Below are 15,734 nucleotides of genomic sequence, written 5' to 3'. Positions count from 1 at the left end.
ATGCTGTATCAGGATATTCTCCGTCTCATCCATGTCATCGGCGCAACCGTTCTATTCGGCACCGGCTCAGGCATCGCATTCTTCATGGTCATGGCGCACAGGACGCGCAATGCGGCAATTATCAGCCATGTTGCGAGCATTGTCGTTCTCGCCGATACGGTTTTCACAGCCTCGGCGGTCATTCTACAACCGATCAGCGGTTATCTTCTGGCAAAATCCATTGGATGGCCACTGGACACACCGTGGATTGCCTTGTCACTGGGCCTCTATGTCCTTATCGGTCTTTTCTGGCTGCCGGTGGTCTGGATACAGATTCAGTTGCGCGACATCGCCACGGAAGCAGTGGCAAGCGGGACTGAACTGCCCACCCGCTACTATAAGCTCTACAACATCTGGTTTGTTTGCGGGTTTCCCGCATTTGCCGCAGTCATTGCCATTTTCTGGCTGATGCTCACCAAACCTGATCTCAGCTGGTAAAGCTCTATTTCAGCATCGGCCAGAGGCTGGCAATCAGCAAGGCAGCCATTGAAATATTGAACCATTTCAGTCGCACGGGATCAGACAACCAGCCGCGCATGAACTGGCCGAATATAGCCCAGCTCGACACTGACGGGATATTCACCACCGCGAAAGCGATGCCGACGATCAGAACCGTAAGGTAGTAGGTTTGCGGCGCGGTATAGGTGGCCATGGCTGTTACCGCCATCACCCATGCCTTGGGATTGATCCACTGGAACGCCGCCGCCTCCATGAATGTCATCGGCCGTGCCTTGCCATCCACAGCGCCCAGCGAACGGGATGTGGCGATCTTGTAGGCGAGATAGACAAGGTAAGCGCCACCTGCGAATTTCAAGATCGTATAGACAAGCGGGATGGTCTGGATCAGCGCGCCAAGGCCTAGCCCGACGCCGATCAGCAGCGTGAAAAACCCGCTGCCAATGCCAAACATATGCGGAATGGTGCGCTTGAAGCCGAAATTCACACCGGAGGCCAGCAACATCAGATTGTTCGGGCCCGGTGTAATCGACGTAACAAAGGCAAAGACCAGCAATGTGAAAAAGATTTCAAGGGACATGACAAACCAGACCTGATGGGTGGAGAAGACTTAGGCGTCTGGCAGGTGCGGCTCAATCGCAATCTTGTCAGGGAGACAATTGCATATCCCTGACAAGATTGATGGCTGAAGCTTACATGCCCTGCGGGCCGCGGTTCATGGCGGCGACACCGGTCCGGCAAATCTCCACGAGGCCAAGCGGCTTCATGATGGCGATGAACTGGTCGAGCTTTGAACCCTTGCCTGTTATTTCGAAGATGAAATGTTCCGTCGTGGCATCGGCCACCTTGGCATGGAATGCATCGGCAAGGCGCAGCGCCTCATTGCGGTTCTCGCCAAGACCCGCGACCTTGACCAGCGCCAATTCGCGCTGGATCGGCTTGTCATTTCCAAGCTCATCGGCACGCACGGAAAGATCAACCACCCGGTGAACCGGAACGATGCGTTCCAGCTGGTGGCGGATCTGATCAAGCACATGCGGCGTGCCGCGCGTCACGATGGTGATGCGTGACAGATGCTGTTCATGCTCGGTTTCCGAAACGGTGAGGCTTTCAATGTTATAGCCACGCCCGGAAAACAGGCCGATCACCCGGGCAAGCACACCCGGTTCGTTGTCAACGAGAACCGATAGGACGGTGGTGATCGGTAGTTCTGTCTCCTTGGCAATGAAATATGCCGAGCCGGAGGCTAGATTTTGAGCGTTCATTTGGTTCTTCTCTCCGGTTTCTTAAACGAGCTGCCGACCTTTGGCATCGATAGCATTGGCAACGGCTTCATCGGTGGCTTCATCGGGCAGAAGCATCTCATTATGTGCCTTGCCGGATGGAATCATCGGGAAGCAGTTTGCCAGATTGGCCACGCGGCAATCGAACAGAACAGGCTTTTTGACATCAATCATTTCCTGAATGGCATCATCCAGCTGATCAGGTTTTTCGCAGCGAATGCCATGGCCGCCATAGGCTTCCGCCAATTTGACGAAATCCGGCAGAGCTTCCGTATAGGAATGCGACAGGCGGTTGCCATGCAGCAATTGCTGCCACTGGCGGACCATGCCCATATACTGGTTGTTCAGGATGAAAATCTTGATCGGCGCTTCATATTGCACCGCCGCGCTCATCTCCTGCATGGTCATCTGCACCGAAGCATCTCCGGCAATATCGATAACCAACGAATTCGGATGGGCAATCTGCACACCCAATGCCGCCGGCAGACCGTAACCCATGGTGCCGAGACCACCTGACGTCATCCAGCGGTTTGGTTTTTCAAAGCCATAAAACTGCGCCGCCCACATCTGGTGCTGGCCAACTTCCGTGGTGATGAAGGTGTCGCGATCCTTGGTCAGCTCATAGAGCCGCTCCAAGGCATATTGCGGCATGATCACGTCCTTGTTGTGGGTATAGGACAGTGATTTGCGCCCGCGCCATTTATCGATCTGCGACCACCATTCACCCATCGCCTTCTTGTCAGGGCGTTCCGACGAGGCACGCCACAGGCGAACCATATCTTCAAGAACCCGGCCAACGTCACCGATAACGGGAACATCAACGCGAACCGCCTTGTTGATCGAGGACGGATCAATATCGATGTGAATTTTCTTTGAATTGGGCGAGAAGCCGTTGAGACGGCCGGTGATACGGTCATCGAACCGCGCGCCGATGCAAACCATGACATCGCAATCATGCATGGTCATATTCGCTTCATAGGTGCCGTGCATACCCAGCATGCCCAACCAGTTCTTGCCGGATGCCGGATAAGCACCGAGGCCCATCAGGGTTGAGGTAATCGGGAAATTGGTCAATTCAACCAGTTCACGCAGCAACTGGCTGGCCTGCGGACCGGAATTGATAACACCGCCGCCGGAATAGATGACCGGGCGCTTGGCGGTTGCCATCAATGCAACAGCCTGCTTGATCGCCTCGATATCGCCCTCGACTTTCGGACGATAGCTGGTGCGCGGCGATGTTTCCGGCGGTGTATAGAAGCCGGTGGCAAATTGGACATCCTTGGGAACATCAACGAGAACCGGACCCGGACGGCCCGTGCGCGCAACGTGGAAGGCTTCGTGCAGAACGCGCGCCAGATCATTGACGTCCTTCACCAGCCAGTTGTGCTTGGTGCAGGGGCGCGTGATGCCGATTGTGTCGCATTCCTGAAACGCATCCGAACCGATGAGGGTGGTTGGAACCTGACCGCTGATGCAGACCAGCGGGATCGAGTCCATCAGTGCATCCTGCAATGGCGTCACCGCATTGGTGGCGCCGGGGCCTGATGTGACCAGCATAACGCCGACCTTGCCGGTCGAACGGGCATAGCCCTCAGCCGCATGGCCCGCGCCCTGCTCGTGGCGAACCAGAACGTGATTGATTTTGTCCTGCTGGTGCAGTTCGTCATAAATGGGAAGGACCGCACCACCCGGATAACCGAAAATATCCGTCACGCCCTGATCGATGAGTGCCTGAATGACCATTTCGGCCCCGGTCATCTCCCGTCGTTGCGATGTGTGGTTGTCACTATCCTGCTTGTCTGCGGTCATCGGTCTCTTCCCGTGTACTCTGCGGCCTGAAGCCTTCCAGAAGGTGTTTTCGTTTGCGTAAGGTTTGGAAATAAAAAAAGCCCCCGAAGGAGCCTGTGTTTCGCGCATGGGAGCTTCCGCCGGGTGCTTACAACACCCTGCCCATGCGCGGTCCCACGACGATAAGAACTGTTTTCATGGTCGCGGACGATAATTAAGCAAATTCTATCCGTCAACGGCAAAATTGAGGAATTTGAAATGTTTGCAAACAAAGGGCAGCTTTGGCGCAACATCCTTCAAATGCGAAATTCATCGCTAAGATATTCTCAATGCCTTACGACTAAAGTTCAATCTCGCTGCCAAGTTCCGGGATTAATCACCACCAATGAGCGCCGAAGCCCTGCCCTCCGCACAGGAAAGACCAATGGTTCGCAACCGGACCGATGGTCATGTCATCGAGTGCAATGGCGATAAGGCCAGCATCCACGCCATAACAGGACCATCAATCACCGCATCGGAGGATTACTGGTCCGTCGGCCAGCTCATCTCCATTCAGGTTGCCGGCAGCCGCGTGGTCGGTCTTGTCTACAAGGTCGATCTGCCCAATGCCGAATGGAAACAGGATGTTGATCAAAGCATCCACATCCATGTCGAGCTTGTCGGTCAGGTCGACACGCATGACGACGGAAAGCTGCGCTTTTCCAGCGGCATCAAGACCTATCCGCATATGGGCGCCATAGCGCACCGTATCCGCGCGGCTGACCTCGCCACGATCTACACGACATCCCTGAAAAACACTGTATCCATTGGCCATCTCTCACAAAATGCCGACATCCCTGCGCTGATCTCAATCGACAGCCTGATTTCGCGGCATTTCGCCGTGCTTGGCAGTACCGGCGTCGGCAAATCCAGCGCGGTGACGCTCCTCCTGCGGAAAATCATCTCACAGCGCCCGGATTTGCGCGTGCTCATCCTTGATCCGCATAATGAGTTTGCCAGCGCTTTTCCTGATCTTGCCATTTCCATTGATTACAGCACCTTTGACCTGCCTTACTGGATGTTCCGGCTTGAAGAATTCGGCGAAGCCGTATTTCGCGGACGCCCGTCGATCACGGCTGAAATCGACATTCTGCGCGATCTGATCCCGCTTGCCAAAGAACGCTTTGCCAATACGGAATCCGCCCCGGCGTCTTCCCTGTTGAAAAGAGAGCGCGACTCCGCTTCGATGACTGCGGACACACCTGTGCCCTATCGCATGGCTGACCTGATCAAACTGCTGGACGAGCGTATTGGCCAGCTGGATGGCAAGACTGATCGCCCGACCCTGAAAGCGCTGCGCTATCGGTTGCAGGCATTGATCGCCGATCCACGCTATCGCTTCATGTTCTCGGCGCCCACGACGCTTGATACGATGCGCCAGACACTTGGCCATATTTTTCGCGTACCCAAGAATGACCGGCCCATCTGTGTTTTCCAGTTGGCGGGATTGCCCGCCGAAGTGGTGAATTCCGTCGCGTCGGTTCTGTGCCGCATGGCCTTTGACCTTGCCGTCTCCAGTGATGGCAATGTGCAGACACTCGTGGTCTGCGAGGAAGCACACCGCTACATCCCCGCCGATACCTCCGCCGGTTTCTGGCCGACACGCCAAGCCATCGCCCGCATCGCCAAGGAAGGCCGCAAATACGGCGTTTACCTCGCTGTTATCACCCAGCGTCCCGGCGAGCTTGACTCGACAATCCTTTCGCAGTGCAGCACGGTTTTCGCCATGCGGCTCGGCAATGAGCGCGATCAGGAAATCATTCGCGGCGCAATCAGCGGCGCATCGCAGAGCACTGTGGGTTTCCTGTCATCCATCGCCAATCGTGAGGCGATTGCCTTCGGTGAAGCGGTGCCAACGCCCATGCGCATGATGTTTGAAACCATTGCGCCTGAACATCTGCCCGCCGCCCACATGACACAACAGCAGGAGGCCGTTCGCTCCGGTGACAGCCACGTCTCGCTGGATATGATCCTCAATCGCATGCGCCAGCTGAACACAGCCGATAACACCACGGGGGATGACACATCGGGCAATTTTAGCGCCTTCGAAAAACCTGCCATGGTACAGCGGCCCGCAACGCCGATTCAGCGCGACCCGATCAGAACCCAATGGCGGGCAGCCGAGGCCGTGAGCGTTCCGATCATCGAGGAACCACGCAAGCCAGCGCGATCAGAGACGGAGGGTTTGCGCGCCAGCGACCTCATCCGTAGTTTCCGCAGCGATAAAACTTAAGTCTGGGGATAGGCGATCCGCTCCCAGTCATCACCCAACTGATTGCGGAACCAGGTCATTTGCCGTTTGGCATATTGCCGTGTCGCAATGGTCGACAATTCAGCGGCTCGCGCGGGGCTGATCGCACCGTCCAGCATTTGCGTAATCTCACTCACCCCGATGGCACGCATGGCGGGAAGATCAGTTGAAAGACCAAGCGCCAGCAAGGCTTCGACCTCTTCAACCGCACCCTTTTCTATCATCGCCTGAAAGCGCATCGCGATCCGTTCGCCAAGCCAGGCGCGATCCGGGTCGATGACGATCTTGCGGGCAGAAACAGCATCGATCAAAGGCGTGCCGGTTTCCTTTTGCCAATCGACAATCGAACGCCCTGACGCATCGATCACCTCCAATGCGCGGACAATGCGCTGGCTGTCGGTCGGGCGCAAAATCGCCGCCGCCTGCGGGTCTTTCTCTTCTAGAACAGCGTGAAGCTGTGCCGCCCCAGCTTTCGCATCCTGTTCACGCCAGTAAGCCCTGATTGTATCCGGGATATCCGGCATGGCTGAGAGACCGCCGAGCAGTGCCCGGAAATAAAGCCCCGTGCCGCCGACAAAGATCAGCGGACGATCACCAGCGGCCTCGGTCTTCAAAAAATGTTCCACATCGGCAAACCAGCGCCCGGTGGAATAGGCAACGGACGGCGCAACGTGGCCATAGAGAAAATGCGGTGCTTCACGCAGATCATCCGGGCCCGGCCGCGCTGTCAGCACATCAAGCACATCATAGACCTGCATGGAATCGGCGTTGACGATCCAGCCATCAACCTCTTTGGCCAATCGCAGCGCCAATGCCGACTTGCCGCTTGCCGTTGGTCCGGCTATCAGGATTGTCTGTCTTCTTGTCACACCAATCATCCAATCAGGAAATGCTCATGCCCTTGATGGCCACGCTTATCGCCAATCCGGCTTCACCCAGTCTCAGCCCATCGCTGGGGATTAAAGCCTCAGCGGCAGTCAATGCAACAGGACTTTATTGGCTGGCCGACGGAATTGCCTGCGATCTCGCCTTGCGGACAGGTTCTGATCCGGTGGAAAGCCATGCGGAACTGGCGCGGATCGTTGATGGCGAGCCCATCGATATCGTGGTGCAGGAACAGGATAGCAGACGCAAGAAGGTGCTGATTGCCGACATGGATTCCACCATGATCCAGCAGGAATGCATTGACGAACTGGCCGAAGAGGCTGGCCTGCGCGACAAGGTGGCCGCCATTACCGCCCGCGCGATGAATGGCGAAATCGAATTCGAACCCGCCTTGCGCGAACGCGTCGCCCTGCTCAAGGGCCTACCCTATACGGTGATCGACAAGGTCATTGCCAGCCGTATCACGCTCATGCCCGGCGGCCCGGAACTGGTCCGCACGATGAAAAAGCACGGTGCCTATACGGCGCTCGTCTCTGGTGGCTTCACCGTCTTCACCCGGCGCATCGCCGCCATGATCGGTTTTCACGAGAACAGTGCCAATGTTTTGCTCGACAATGGCGTAACGCTGACAGGCGAAGTCAGCGAACCCATTCTTGGCCGTGAAGCCAAGGTCGCGGCGCTCAACGCCATCTGCGAGCGGTTCAATCTTTCCCCGAAGGAAGCCCTTGCCGTGGGCGATGGCGCCAATGATCTCGGCATGTTGCAGCTCGCGGGCACCGGTGTCGCCCTGCATGCCAAGCCGTCCGTTGCCGCGCAGGCAAAAGTGCGCATCGATCACGGTGATCTCACCGCGCTGCTTTATATTCAAGGCTATCGCAAGACTGATTTCGTTATCTGATAGCGCATATGAAAAAGGCGGCCATTGGCCGCCTTTTTGCTGATCTCGATAGGATCAATTCATCTGCAGGGTCACAAAGCGTAACTCGCCGGTCTTTGATGCGAGCATCAACAGGGCGTTCTTGCGGCCTTCGTCGCGTAGCTTTTCAATCCGCTTGGCTACTTCCTCAGGTGTCTTGACGGTTTCCTGCGCGATATCGACGATGACATCGCCAGCCTCGATCCGCTTGTTCGCAGCGACCGATTCAGCCTGTACTTCGGTGATCAGAACGCCTTCGACCTCTTTGGCAATGCCAAATGTCTTTCTGGTTGCCTCATCGAGGACACCGAGCGACATCCCCAGAACATCCACGTCCTGCGAGGAGTCTTCGTCCTGATCGGTCTGCGACTTGGGCTTGTCTTTACCTTTGCCCTTGTCGTCCGTGTCTTCAAGGCGACCAAGCGTAACCTTGACCGTCTGTTCCTTGCCCTTGCGGACAATGACCACGTCGACTTCCTTACCGACAGGGCTTTCCGCAACGGCACGCGGCAAATCTTTCACATTATTGATAGACTTTCCGTCAAATTTTGTAATGACGTCACCAACGAGCAGCGAACCATTGGCAACGGGTCCGCCATCAATAACCCCGGCAACCAGTGCGCCCTTGCCCGATGTCATACCCAGACTTTCAGCGATATCATCCGTAACCGGCTGAAAGCGAATGCCCAGCCAGCCGCGCTGCACTTCGCCGTGGTCGCGCAACTGTTGAATAACGCCGGATGCAAGTTCGGCGGGAATAGCAAAGCCAATGCCGATTGATCCGCCCGTTGGCGAAATGATTGCCGTGTTGATGCCGATTACCTGACCATACATGTCGAACAGTGGTCCACCGGAATTGCCCCGGTTGATTGCCGCATCGGTCTGGATGAAATTGTCATAAGGACCGGAATTGATATCGCGGTTACGCGCCGAAACGATACCGACAGTAACAGTACCGCCGAGGCCGAACGGATTGCCAATGGCCATGACCCAATCGCCAATACGGGCTTTCGAGGAATCGCCAAACTTGACTGCAACGAGCTTGTGCTTCTTTGGATCAACCTTGAGCACGGCCAGATCGGTCTTGGTGTCCTTGCCAACCAGTTCCGCCTTCAGCTTGGAACCGTCGGTAAAATTGACCTCAATATCGTCGGCATCGGCAATAACGTGATTGTTGGTCACGACAATGCCCTGCTCCGCATCAATGACAAATCCGGAGCCAAGCGACTGAACCTTGCGGGATGGATTGCTTTCACCCGGCTTCTGCTTGCCGAAATACTCGTCGAAAAACTCCTGAAATGGCGATCCTTCCGGTACCTTCGGCATTGGAACGGGTCCGGAATCAGAATCGCCGTCCTGACCTTTTACGGTCTGTGATGTCGAAATATTCACCACCGCATCCAGCAGGCCTTCGGCAAGATCGGCAACCGATGCCGGGCCTTGCGCTCTTGGCTGCGCTGACTGTGCTGCGGCGACAGTCACAAAGGCTGGTGCCACGCTGGTGGCGGACAGCGCAACCAGCGCTATTACCGCGGTGGCAGAACGGAAAAACGGGCGACCAGGAGTGAAAACCATGCGTTCGGGCCTTTGTCTGTATGGACAGATTAAAAAATAAATGGCGACGGATTACAACAGAGCCGCGAGAGTAGACGAAAATATGGCCATGGTCGCAAGCTTGATCAAGTTTGGTAATGGCGGGACCGCCATTACCCCCGTGCGAGCCAGACGATTCCCACGCCAAGGGCGATGGAGGCGACACCGGCAATACGCAAAAAACCATCGGGCTGGGCACTGACATCCCGGGCGACGCGTTTTGCTATAAGTGGGAAACAGCCGTAGAGCAGCCCCTCAAAGACGAGGAACAGCCCTACGGCATCCAGAAAATCGATCATACTTCACCTGCCCCGATTATGGGGCAGGTTTTGGAAGAGCCGGCGGTGCCGGTGGTAGAGCGCCGTTGGCATCCTGGAAATAACGGAAGAACTCGGAATTGGGCGAAAGCACCATCGTTGTTCCCGTATTATCCAGCGCCGCACCATAAGCCGCCATCGACCGGTAGAAGGCGAAGAAGCTCGGGTCTTTGGAGAAGGCATCAGCGAAGATACGGCTGCGCTCACCTTCACCTTCACCTCGGGCGATTTCCGATTCCTTGCGGGCTTCCGCAACGATCTCGACCACCTGACGATCGGCAATCGCCTTGATGCGCTGTGCAGCTTCACGGCCACGGGCGCGAAGGAACTCGGCCTGTGCGAGACGTTCAGCTTTCATGCGCTCATAGGTCTGCTGCGAGACTTCCTGTGTCAGATCAGTCCGGCGAACACGCACATCGGCAATCTCAAGACCAAGCGATTCCGCATCGGGGCGCAGTTGCTCGCGCACTTCACGCATCATGCCCGCACGTTCATCAGAAAGCGCAGCTTCGAATCCACGCAGACCGTAAACGCTACGCAAGGACGCATCGAGACGTGTCTTCAAGCGAGCCTGTGCAAAGTCCACGTCACCAGACACCGTCTGGCGGAACTTGCGTGGATCGGTAATGCGATAGACAAGGAAAGCATCCACTTCATAGAACTTGCCGCCCGAAACCTGAACCCGGATATTGTCGAGTTCAAAGCTCAGCAGACGATCTTCGATCATCTGGACATTGTCGGCTTCGAGGAAGCCGAAAGGCAGTTTGAAATAGATGCCCGGTTGCGTTTTCACATCGACGATCTGACCAAAGCGCAGGACAATGGCCTGCTGGCGTTCATTGACGACAAAAACCGACGAATAAACCAGCAGGGCGACGAATGCGATCAGACCTGCAATAAGAGGTAAACGGTTCTGGTTCATTACTTTGTCCCCTCGGTCTGGCGCTGCTGCTTGGTGATCTCTGACAAGGGCAGATAGGGCACAATTCCCTGACCATCTTTCTGGTCGACAATCACCTTGTTCGAGTCCTTCAGCACACGCTCCATTGTTTCGAGGTAGAGACGCTTGCGGGTTACTTCCGGCGCCTTGACGTACTGGTCATACACAGATGTGAAGCGCTGCGCCTCACCCTGTGCTTCCTGCACGATCCGGTTCTTGTAAGCGGCAGCATCTTCGCGGATCTGCGCGCCTTCACCGCGAGCCTGACCCAGCTTCTGGTTGGAATACTGGTTCGACTCTTCAACGAAACGGTCTTCATCCTGCTCGGCACGCTGCACTTCATCGAAGGCATCGGCAACTTCACGCGGTGGCGAAGCATCTTCGATCGAGACGGCGTTGACAGCTATGCCGGAACCGTAATCATCCAGTGTCTTCTGGATGATGCCGCGCACATCATTGGCTATGCCAGCACGATTATCGCGGAAAATGTCCTGTGCCGGGCTGCGGCCAACGATTTCGCGCATCGCGCTTTCGGAGACCTGCTGCACCATATTCTCAGGGTTCTGCACATGGAACAGGTAAGCAACCGGGTCGGAAACACGGTAAAGAATGGAGAACTGAACATTCACGATGTTCTGGTCACCCGTCAGCATCAGACCTTCTCTGGCGCCGGATACACCCTGTCCGCCAATGTTCTTCTGCTTCTCGACGATCTGCACCTTTTCATAGGATTCGATTGGCCACAGATGGAAATGCAGACCCGGCTCGGCAATATCTGCCTTCGGCTTGCCGAAGCGCAACTCAACAGCGCGCTCATCAGGCTGAACCGTATAGATTGACTGGAAAAGCCAGAAGGCGATCAAAGCAATCGCGGCAAGTCCGAAAATGGTCGAACTGCTACCGGGTCCACCCGGTATCGCCTGGCGCAGACGGTCCTGACCACGGCGGATAATATCTTCAAGGTCGGGTGGATTGCCACCGGGGCCTCCACCTTGTGGCTTTTGGCCCCATGGACCTCCACCACCGCCGTTATTGTTACCGCCGCCACCCCAAGGGCCGCCGCCACCATTCTGATTACTCCAGGGCATTCCTACCTCATATTTTGGACGAGATTCGCCACCCCATGGCAACGTCCCTCTAACCCGACTTCCCGTTTATAGGGATCGCGAGGCCCGCTTTCAACGCGCGGCGCGGTTTTTCATGCTTATTTGGTAAAAAGGTGAATGATTATGCCCGCTTATCACGACATTTTCATATTGATCACGATATGACGCCCGGTTTTCAGCGCCTTTCGTAAATCGCGTAGCGTGTCGGATAATTGTCTTTTTCGCCTGCGGGAAATTCTTCCTGAGAAACTTCATTCCAGATCTTGGGATCAATCGGGGGGAAGAAAGCATCTCCTTCAATATTTGCCAGAACCCATGTGATGTGAAGCCGGTCTGCCCGGTCAAGCAGCTGGCGATAAATCTCGCCGCCGCCGATCACACAGATTTCGTCAACCTTGTCAGCCGCCGCATGACTTCCGGCAATCATCAGCGCTTCGTCAACCGAACGGACCGCTATAACGCCCTCCACGGCAAAAGCCGGATCGCGGGTAATGACGATATTGGTGCGTCCCGGCAACGGCTTGCCGAGAGTGTCCCACGTCTTGCGACCCATTACGATGGGCTTGCCCATCGTAATGGCCTTGAAACGCTTCATGTCAGAGGACAGACGCCAGGGCAGACCATTGTCACGGCCAATAACTCCGCTCTGTGCAACAGCGACGACAAAACTGATCATGGAGCCTTGTTCCTCTTGAGAAGCAGTATGTTAAGATCTTCCGTCGGCCAGAAGTCAGTAGCTGTCATTTCGAAGGTGGTTGGGCCGGTTTTTTTGACACCGGTGCCGCAGAAACTGATCAGATCATCCGGATCGCCCTTATCAACTGTCAGCTTGAATTTCTGGATTGGCCCCGCCCAATTGGCGGCCGTGGTCAGCACATAGGAAATCCAGCTTTCACGAAACGGATAGCTGTTGGGAGCTTCTTTCTGCAGGACTTTTGCAACCGTCTGATCAAAATCCCTGTCACGGCAATATTTTCGCGCATGTGCCGCATCTTCCGCTGACGGGGTTTTGGCCAGAGGATCAAACCGGATGGCAACAAAACCGCCGACGCTCGGCGTATAGCGATGCGAGACCCGTATCTCCTTGCCAGCCGGAAACTTCATCGACCACCAGAAGGTCGCCTTCAATATCCATGCCGGAGCATAGCTCAACTTGCCGTCAACAAGTTCGCCACTGTCGACAAGCAGCCCCCGGCTCATCCATTCATTTTTCGTGCTGTCATCAAGGGCGTTGATCGCCGCGATCACTTTGCTGTCAAAGGGCGATACGGCTATCCCCTTCCCGGTCAAAATATCCGTAACGTCGAGACCACCGGCAACCGCCCTTTGCTGCAATTGCGGCTTGATGGGCTGTCCGTCCGCAGTGACGGTAAAATCAAAGAAATTGTCCGACTGCGGGTCCGGTATTGATACCATGGACTGGGTGTCAAGCCGCATGTCAGGCATCGGAAATGCCACGACGCTTTCGACATCTTCCCTGGCGCTGTTGCTGAAGACATAATCGACCCGGACCTGCTTTTCCGAGATGAACAGGTCTTCCTGTTGCATCGATACGTCCTGATTGCGCAAAAGAACCAGACCGCCGGTTGCCAGCGAGGCGGTTGAGTCATTTGCCCATGACATTGAAGGGTAAGTAAGCGAAGCAAGCAGAGCAGTTAAACACAAGCGTTTCAGCACGATGTCCTCCAGACAATTGCCTATACGGCGATGGGTGCCTTGATGCTCGGTTCTGAGACGTAGTTGTCTAGATTGAAATCTTCGAACTTGAAGGCGAAGAGATCTTTCACGTCAGGATTGATACGCATAGTTGGCAAATGACCGGGTGTACGGCTTAATTGCAGCTTTGCCTGCTCAAAATGGTTGGCATAAAGATGGGCGTCGCCCAGCGTGTGAACGAAATCGCCCGGCTTCAATCCGGTAGCCTGCGCCACCATCATGGTCAGCAAGGCATAGGACGCGATGTTGAAGGGCACGCCGAGGAAAATATCCGCGGAGCGCTGATACATCTGACAGGAGAGCTTTCCGTCGGCCACGTAGAACTGGAACAGGCAATGGCAGGGCGGCAGTGCCATTTCATCGACAAGCGCCGGATTCCATGCCGAAACGATCAGACGTCGCGAATAAGGATTCTGCTTTATCGCACTGACAAGATTCGCGATTTGGTCGATATGGCGGCCATCGGGCGCTGGCCATGAGCGCCATTGATAACCGTAGACGGGTCCGAGGTCGCCATTCTCATCGGCCCATTCATCCCAGATCGTCACGCCGTTTTCCTTCAGATAGGCGATATTGGTTTCGCCGTTCAGGAACCAGAGGAGTTCATGGATGATGGATTTCAGATGCAGCTTCTTCGTTGTCAGCACGGGAAAACCGGCAGACAGGTCGAATCGCATCTGGTAGCCGAAAACGGACCGCGTGCCGGTACCGGTCCGGTCACCACGATCAATGCCCGTATCGAGCACATGCTGTAAAAGATCAAGATAAGCGCGCATGGCTTCTCTTTAGCAGATTCGCTCTGTGAAGTAGTAAAACTTCTATGTGATCCACAAGCACTGGTGTCAAAATCCCCGGCGAATCACCGGGGATTGTATTTTATCCGTGAGGACAATCAGAGGCTGCCGAGCAGTCCGAGTTCTTTTGCCGTCAGATAATAGAAGGTGACGCGCCCCTTGGAACGGTCGGCTTTCATCTTTTCGCAGACGGCGTGAATGGCGGCGTCAGCCTTGGCAGCATCGGTAACACCGAGCTTCTTGCCAACCCAACTGGTGCGAACACGGCCCAATTCTTCGGGGTCCGAGCAGGAAACGAGCGAAGAATCCCTGTTGCGCAGGGCAATTCCGAGATGTTTGACAATTTTGGCTACCGTGGCTTCATCGGCACCGGCATCATAAATGCGTACATCTTTTAGATAGTCACTCATGGATAAATCCCCTGATTGTTAGGTTCAGCGCCCAAGCACTGTAACGCTCCCTGACACGAAAGACATCGCACAACCGGCAGATGCATGAGGCGATGTCTCATTAGACAAGAAGAAACATTCCCCACCAACAGGAACCTGTCAATGCCACTCTTTCATTTCGTCGCGACACGACCTATATAGGTCCTGCTGGTTTCGGCCAGCTATAGTGATAAACGGACGATGTAATAAGCCCATTGGACCCGGGGGCGGTACCCGGCGCCTCCACCAGAGTGCAGTTGCAAGACTGCATTGTGGCGGGGGCGAAATAGGATCGACAAGGGTGTAAAGATCGATCTTTTGCTCGGCATTGTACCACCGTTATCGGGCTAACTCAGTAGTTGCAAACGACAACTATGCGGAAGCACGTCTCGCTGCTTAATTGCGGTGTGATCGCTTCAAATTAAGTCCTAGGGGTTCGCACTTCTAGGCGGGGTTCGGAGGTACCTGGCAACAGAAACCTCCACTTTCCCCCTTCTGAACATTTCCAGCGCTGCAAGCCATCCTCAGGCTTTGCGCATCCTTTTTCCATTTCATCAACATTCGCGCATGGCGGCAGCGCTGCACTGCGCCATCAGGAGTCTATCCATGCATAAGAGCAATGACCGCTACGTGATTCTTACCGGCGGACCGGGTGCCGGCAAGACAACACTCATCCGCGATCTGAAAGAACGCGGCTATGCCACCGCGCCGGAGGCTGGCCGCGCGATTATTCAGAATTATCAGGCCATCAACGGACCAGCCCTGCCCTGGCAGAACAAGGCGCTGTTTGCCGAGCTGATGCTTTCATGGGAATTGCGATCCTATGGAGAAGCCGCTGAACAGGAAGGAATCGTGTTCTTTGATCGCGGCGTGCCGGATGTTCTTGGCTATTTTGATCTCATTGGACTTCCGGTCCCAGAGCATGCGAGACAGGCGGCAAAACTGTTCCGTTACAACCCCAGCGTGTTCATCCTGCCGCCATGGCCGGAGATTTTCGAACAGGACGCGGAACGCAGGCAGACTCTCGAAGAAGCAGAATTGACATACCGCGCCCTGGTCAACGCCTACGCGCAAAGTGGCTATGATCTTGTCGAGGTTCCCAGGTGCTCCGTTGTTGAACGCGCCGATTTCATCCTTGCCCGGCTTGGTGGTCTTTGACAGCAAAAGGCCCGGAACTGTTCGC

Annotated in this window: 16 protein-coding genes and 1 other RNA gene; 5 read left to right on the top strand and 12 right to left on the bottom strand. The window is 55.5% G+C overall.

Annotated elements, in window-relative coordinates; translation table 11 throughout:
• Positions 1-477 (top strand): DUF2269 domain-containing protein, encoded by a 477-nt coding sequence (locus tag FHW17_RS08415; RefSeq protein WP_112527538.1) that lies wholly within the window; start codon positions 1-3, stop codon positions 475-477.
• A 4-nt stretch (positions 478-481) separates the two neighbouring features.
• On the opposite strand, the gene FHW17_RS08410 is transcribed toward FHW17_RS08415, so the two are convergent.
• The 3 genes from FHW17_RS08410 to FHW17_RS08400 form a co-directional block, all read right to left on the bottom strand.
• A complete protein-coding gene (locus tag FHW17_RS08410) occupies positions 482-1,075 on the bottom strand; it encodes a LysE family translocator (RefSeq protein ID WP_112527540.1) in 594 nt (197 codons plus the stop codon).
• A 112-nt stretch (positions 1,076-1,187) separates the two neighbouring features.
• Positions 1,188-1,760, bottom strand: coding sequence for an acetolactate synthase small subunit (gene ilvN / locus FHW17_RS08405; protein WP_091877790.1), 573 nt, complete (start codon positions 1,758-1,760; stop codon positions 1,188-1,190).
• 21 nt (positions 1,761-1,781) lie between these two features.
• Positions 1,782-3,587 carry an acetolactate synthase 3 large subunit gene (locus FHW17_RS08400; protein WP_112527542.1) on the bottom strand — a complete coding sequence of 602 codons (1,806 nt, stop codon included), beginning with the start codon at positions 3,585-3,587 and terminating at the stop codon, positions 1,782-1,784.
• A 403-nt stretch (positions 3,588-3,990) separates the two neighbouring features.
• Here FHW17_RS08400 and FHW17_RS08395 point away from each other — a divergent pair, with 403 nt between their 5' ends.
• Entirely contained in the window at positions 3,991-5,838 is a 1,848-nt protein-coding gene (locus FHW17_RS08395; RefSeq protein WP_246706758.1) for an ATP-binding protein, read from the top strand.
• On the opposite strand, the gene miaA is transcribed toward FHW17_RS08395, so the two are convergent.
• Positions 5,835-6,725 carry a tRNA (adenosine(37)-N6)-dimethylallyltransferase MiaA gene (gene miaA / locus FHW17_RS08390; RefSeq protein WP_227988045.1) on the bottom strand — a complete coding sequence of 297 codons (891 nt, stop codon included), beginning with the start codon at positions 6,723-6,725 and terminating at the stop codon, positions 5,835-5,837. The two genes, FHW17_RS08395 and miaA, sit on opposite strands and share 4 nt — an antisense overlap.
• A 26-nt stretch (positions 6,726-6,751) precedes the next feature.
• On the opposite strand from miaA, the gene serB reads away from it, so the two are divergent.
• The gene (gene serB / locus FHW17_RS08385) at positions 6,752-7,639 is read left to right on the top strand and encodes a phosphoserine phosphatase SerB (RefSeq protein ID WP_182509595.1); all 888 of its coding nucleotides are present in this window, start codon (positions 6,752-6,754) and stop codon (positions 7,637-7,639) included.
• Positions 7,640-7,693: 54 nt separating this feature from the next.
• On the opposite strand, the gene FHW17_RS08380 is transcribed toward serB, so the two are convergent.
• The 8 genes from FHW17_RS08380 to FHW17_RS08345 form a co-directional block, all read right to left on the bottom strand.
• Positions 7,694-9,232 carry a DegQ family serine endoprotease gene (locus FHW17_RS08380; RefSeq protein WP_182509594.1) on the bottom strand — a complete coding sequence of 513 codons (1,539 nt, stop codon included), beginning with the start codon at positions 9,230-9,232 and terminating at the stop codon, positions 7,694-7,696.
• 131 nt (positions 9,233-9,363) lie between these two features.
• On the bottom strand, positions 9,364-9,549 hold the full coding sequence (locus FHW17_RS08375; RefSeq protein WP_091877796.1) for a DUF2065 family protein: 186 nt from the start codon (positions 9,547-9,549) through the stop codon (positions 9,364-9,366).
• Positions 9,550-9,565: 16 nt separating this feature from the next.
• Entirely contained in the window at positions 9,566-10,489 is a 924-nt protein-coding gene (locus FHW17_RS08370; protein WP_112527552.1) for a protease modulator HflC, read from the bottom strand.
• Positions 10,489-11,595 carry an FtsH protease activity modulator HflK gene (hflK, locus tag FHW17_RS08365; protein WP_112527554.1) on the bottom strand — a complete coding sequence of 369 codons (1,107 nt, stop codon included), beginning with the start codon at positions 11,593-11,595 and terminating at the stop codon, positions 10,489-10,491. Before hflK ends, FHW17_RS08370 begins: the two co-directional genes overlap by 1 nt.
• Positions 11,596-11,788: 193 nt before the next feature.
• Positions 11,789-12,289 carry a dihydrofolate reductase gene (locus FHW17_RS08360; protein WP_182509593.1) on the bottom strand — a complete coding sequence of 167 codons (501 nt, stop codon included), beginning with the start codon at positions 12,287-12,289 and terminating at the stop codon, positions 11,789-11,791.
• Positions 12,286-13,290 carry a DUF4424 domain-containing protein gene (locus tag FHW17_RS08355; RefSeq protein ID WP_348643713.1) on the bottom strand — a complete coding sequence of 335 codons (1,005 nt, stop codon included), beginning with the start codon at positions 13,288-13,290 and terminating at the stop codon, positions 12,286-12,288. Before FHW17_RS08355 ends, FHW17_RS08360 begins: the two co-directional genes overlap by 4 nt.
• 20 nt (positions 13,291-13,310) lie before the next feature.
• Entirely contained in the window at positions 13,311-14,105 is a 795-nt protein-coding gene (locus tag FHW17_RS08350) for a thymidylate synthase (RefSeq protein WP_112527556.1), read from the bottom strand.
• A gap of 116 nt (positions 14,106-14,221) precedes the next feature.
• Positions 14,222-14,533 carry a DUF2853 family protein gene (locus tag FHW17_RS08345; RefSeq protein WP_112527558.1) on the bottom strand — a complete coding sequence of 104 codons (312 nt, stop codon included), beginning with the start codon at positions 14,531-14,533 and terminating at the stop codon, positions 14,222-14,224.
• A 146-nt stretch (positions 14,534-14,679) separates the two neighbouring features.
• Between FHW17_RS08345 and ssrA the strand changes: the two genes are divergently transcribed.
• Positions 14,680-15,037, top strand: a transfer-messenger RNA (tmRNA) gene (ssrA, locus tag FHW17_RS08340).
• A 120-nt stretch (positions 15,038-15,157) separates the two neighbouring features.
• Positions 15,158-15,709: an AAA family ATPase gene (locus FHW17_RS08335; protein WP_182509592.1), complete on the top strand. Its 552-nt coding sequence runs from the start codon at positions 15,158-15,160 to the stop codon at positions 15,707-15,709.
• Positions 15,710-15,734: the final 25 nt, after the last annotated feature.

This window comes from Phyllobacterium sp. P30BS-XVII (genome assembly GCF_014138335.1).
GTDB lineage: Bacteria > Pseudomonadota > Alphaproteobacteria > Rhizobiales > Rhizobiaceae > Phyllobacterium > Phyllobacterium meliloti.
Note: the sequence above shows the minus strand (reverse complement) of the source record. Positions and strands in the feature narration are given on the sequence as shown.

Excerpts from the sequence above, each read along its gene's own strand:
- FHW17_RS08415 (WP_112527538.1), top strand. The coding sequence starts at position 1 with ATGCTGTATCAGGATATTCTCCGTCTCATCCATGTCATCGGCGCAACC.
- FHW17_RS08410 (WP_112527540.1), bottom strand. The coding sequence starts at position 1,075 with ATGTCCCTTGAAATCTTTTTCACATTGCTGGTCTTTGCCTTTGTTACG.
- ilvN (WP_091877790.1), bottom strand. The coding sequence starts at position 1,760 with ATGAACGCTCAAAATCTAGCCTCCGGCTCGGCATATTTCATTGCCAAG.
- FHW17_RS08400 (WP_112527542.1), bottom strand. The coding sequence starts at position 3,587 with ATGACCGCAGACAAGCAGGATAGTGACAACCACACATCGCAACGACGG.
- FHW17_RS08395 (WP_246706758.1), top strand. The coding sequence starts at position 3,991 with ATGGTTCGCAACCGGACCGATGGTCATGTCATCGAGTGCAATGGCGAT.
- serB (WP_182509595.1), top strand. The coding sequence starts at position 6,752 with ATGCCCTTGATGGCCACGCTTATCGCCAATCCGGCTTCACCCAGTCTC.
- FHW17_RS08380 (WP_182509594.1), bottom strand. The coding sequence starts at position 9,232 with ATGGTTTTCACTCCTGGTCGCCCGTTTTTCCGTTCTGCCACCGCGGTA.
- FHW17_RS08375 (WP_091877796.1), bottom strand. The coding sequence starts at position 9,549 with ATGATCGATTTTCTGGATGCCGTAGGGCTGTTCCTCGTCTTTGAGGGG.
- FHW17_RS08370 (WP_112527552.1), bottom strand. The coding sequence starts at position 10,489 with ATGAACCAGAACCGTTTACCTCTTATTGCAGGTCTGATCGCATTCGTC.
- hflK (WP_112527554.1), bottom strand. The coding sequence starts at position 11,595 with ATGCCCTGGAGTAATCAGAATGGTGGCGGCGGCCCTTGGGGTGGCGGC.
- FHW17_RS08360 (WP_182509593.1), bottom strand. The coding sequence starts at position 12,289 with ATGATCAGTTTTGTCGTCGCTGTTGCACAGAGCGGAGTTATTGGCCGT.
- FHW17_RS08350 (WP_112527556.1), bottom strand. The coding sequence starts at position 14,105 with ATGCGCGCTTATCTTGATCTTTTACAGCATGTGCTCGATACGGGCATT.
- FHW17_RS08345 (WP_112527558.1), bottom strand. The coding sequence starts at position 14,533 with ATGAGTGACTATCTAAAAGATGTACGCATTTATGATGCCGGTGCCGAT.
- FHW17_RS08335 (WP_182509592.1), top strand. The coding sequence starts at position 15,158 with ATGCATAAGAGCAATGACCGCTACGTGATTCTTACCGGCGGACCGGGT.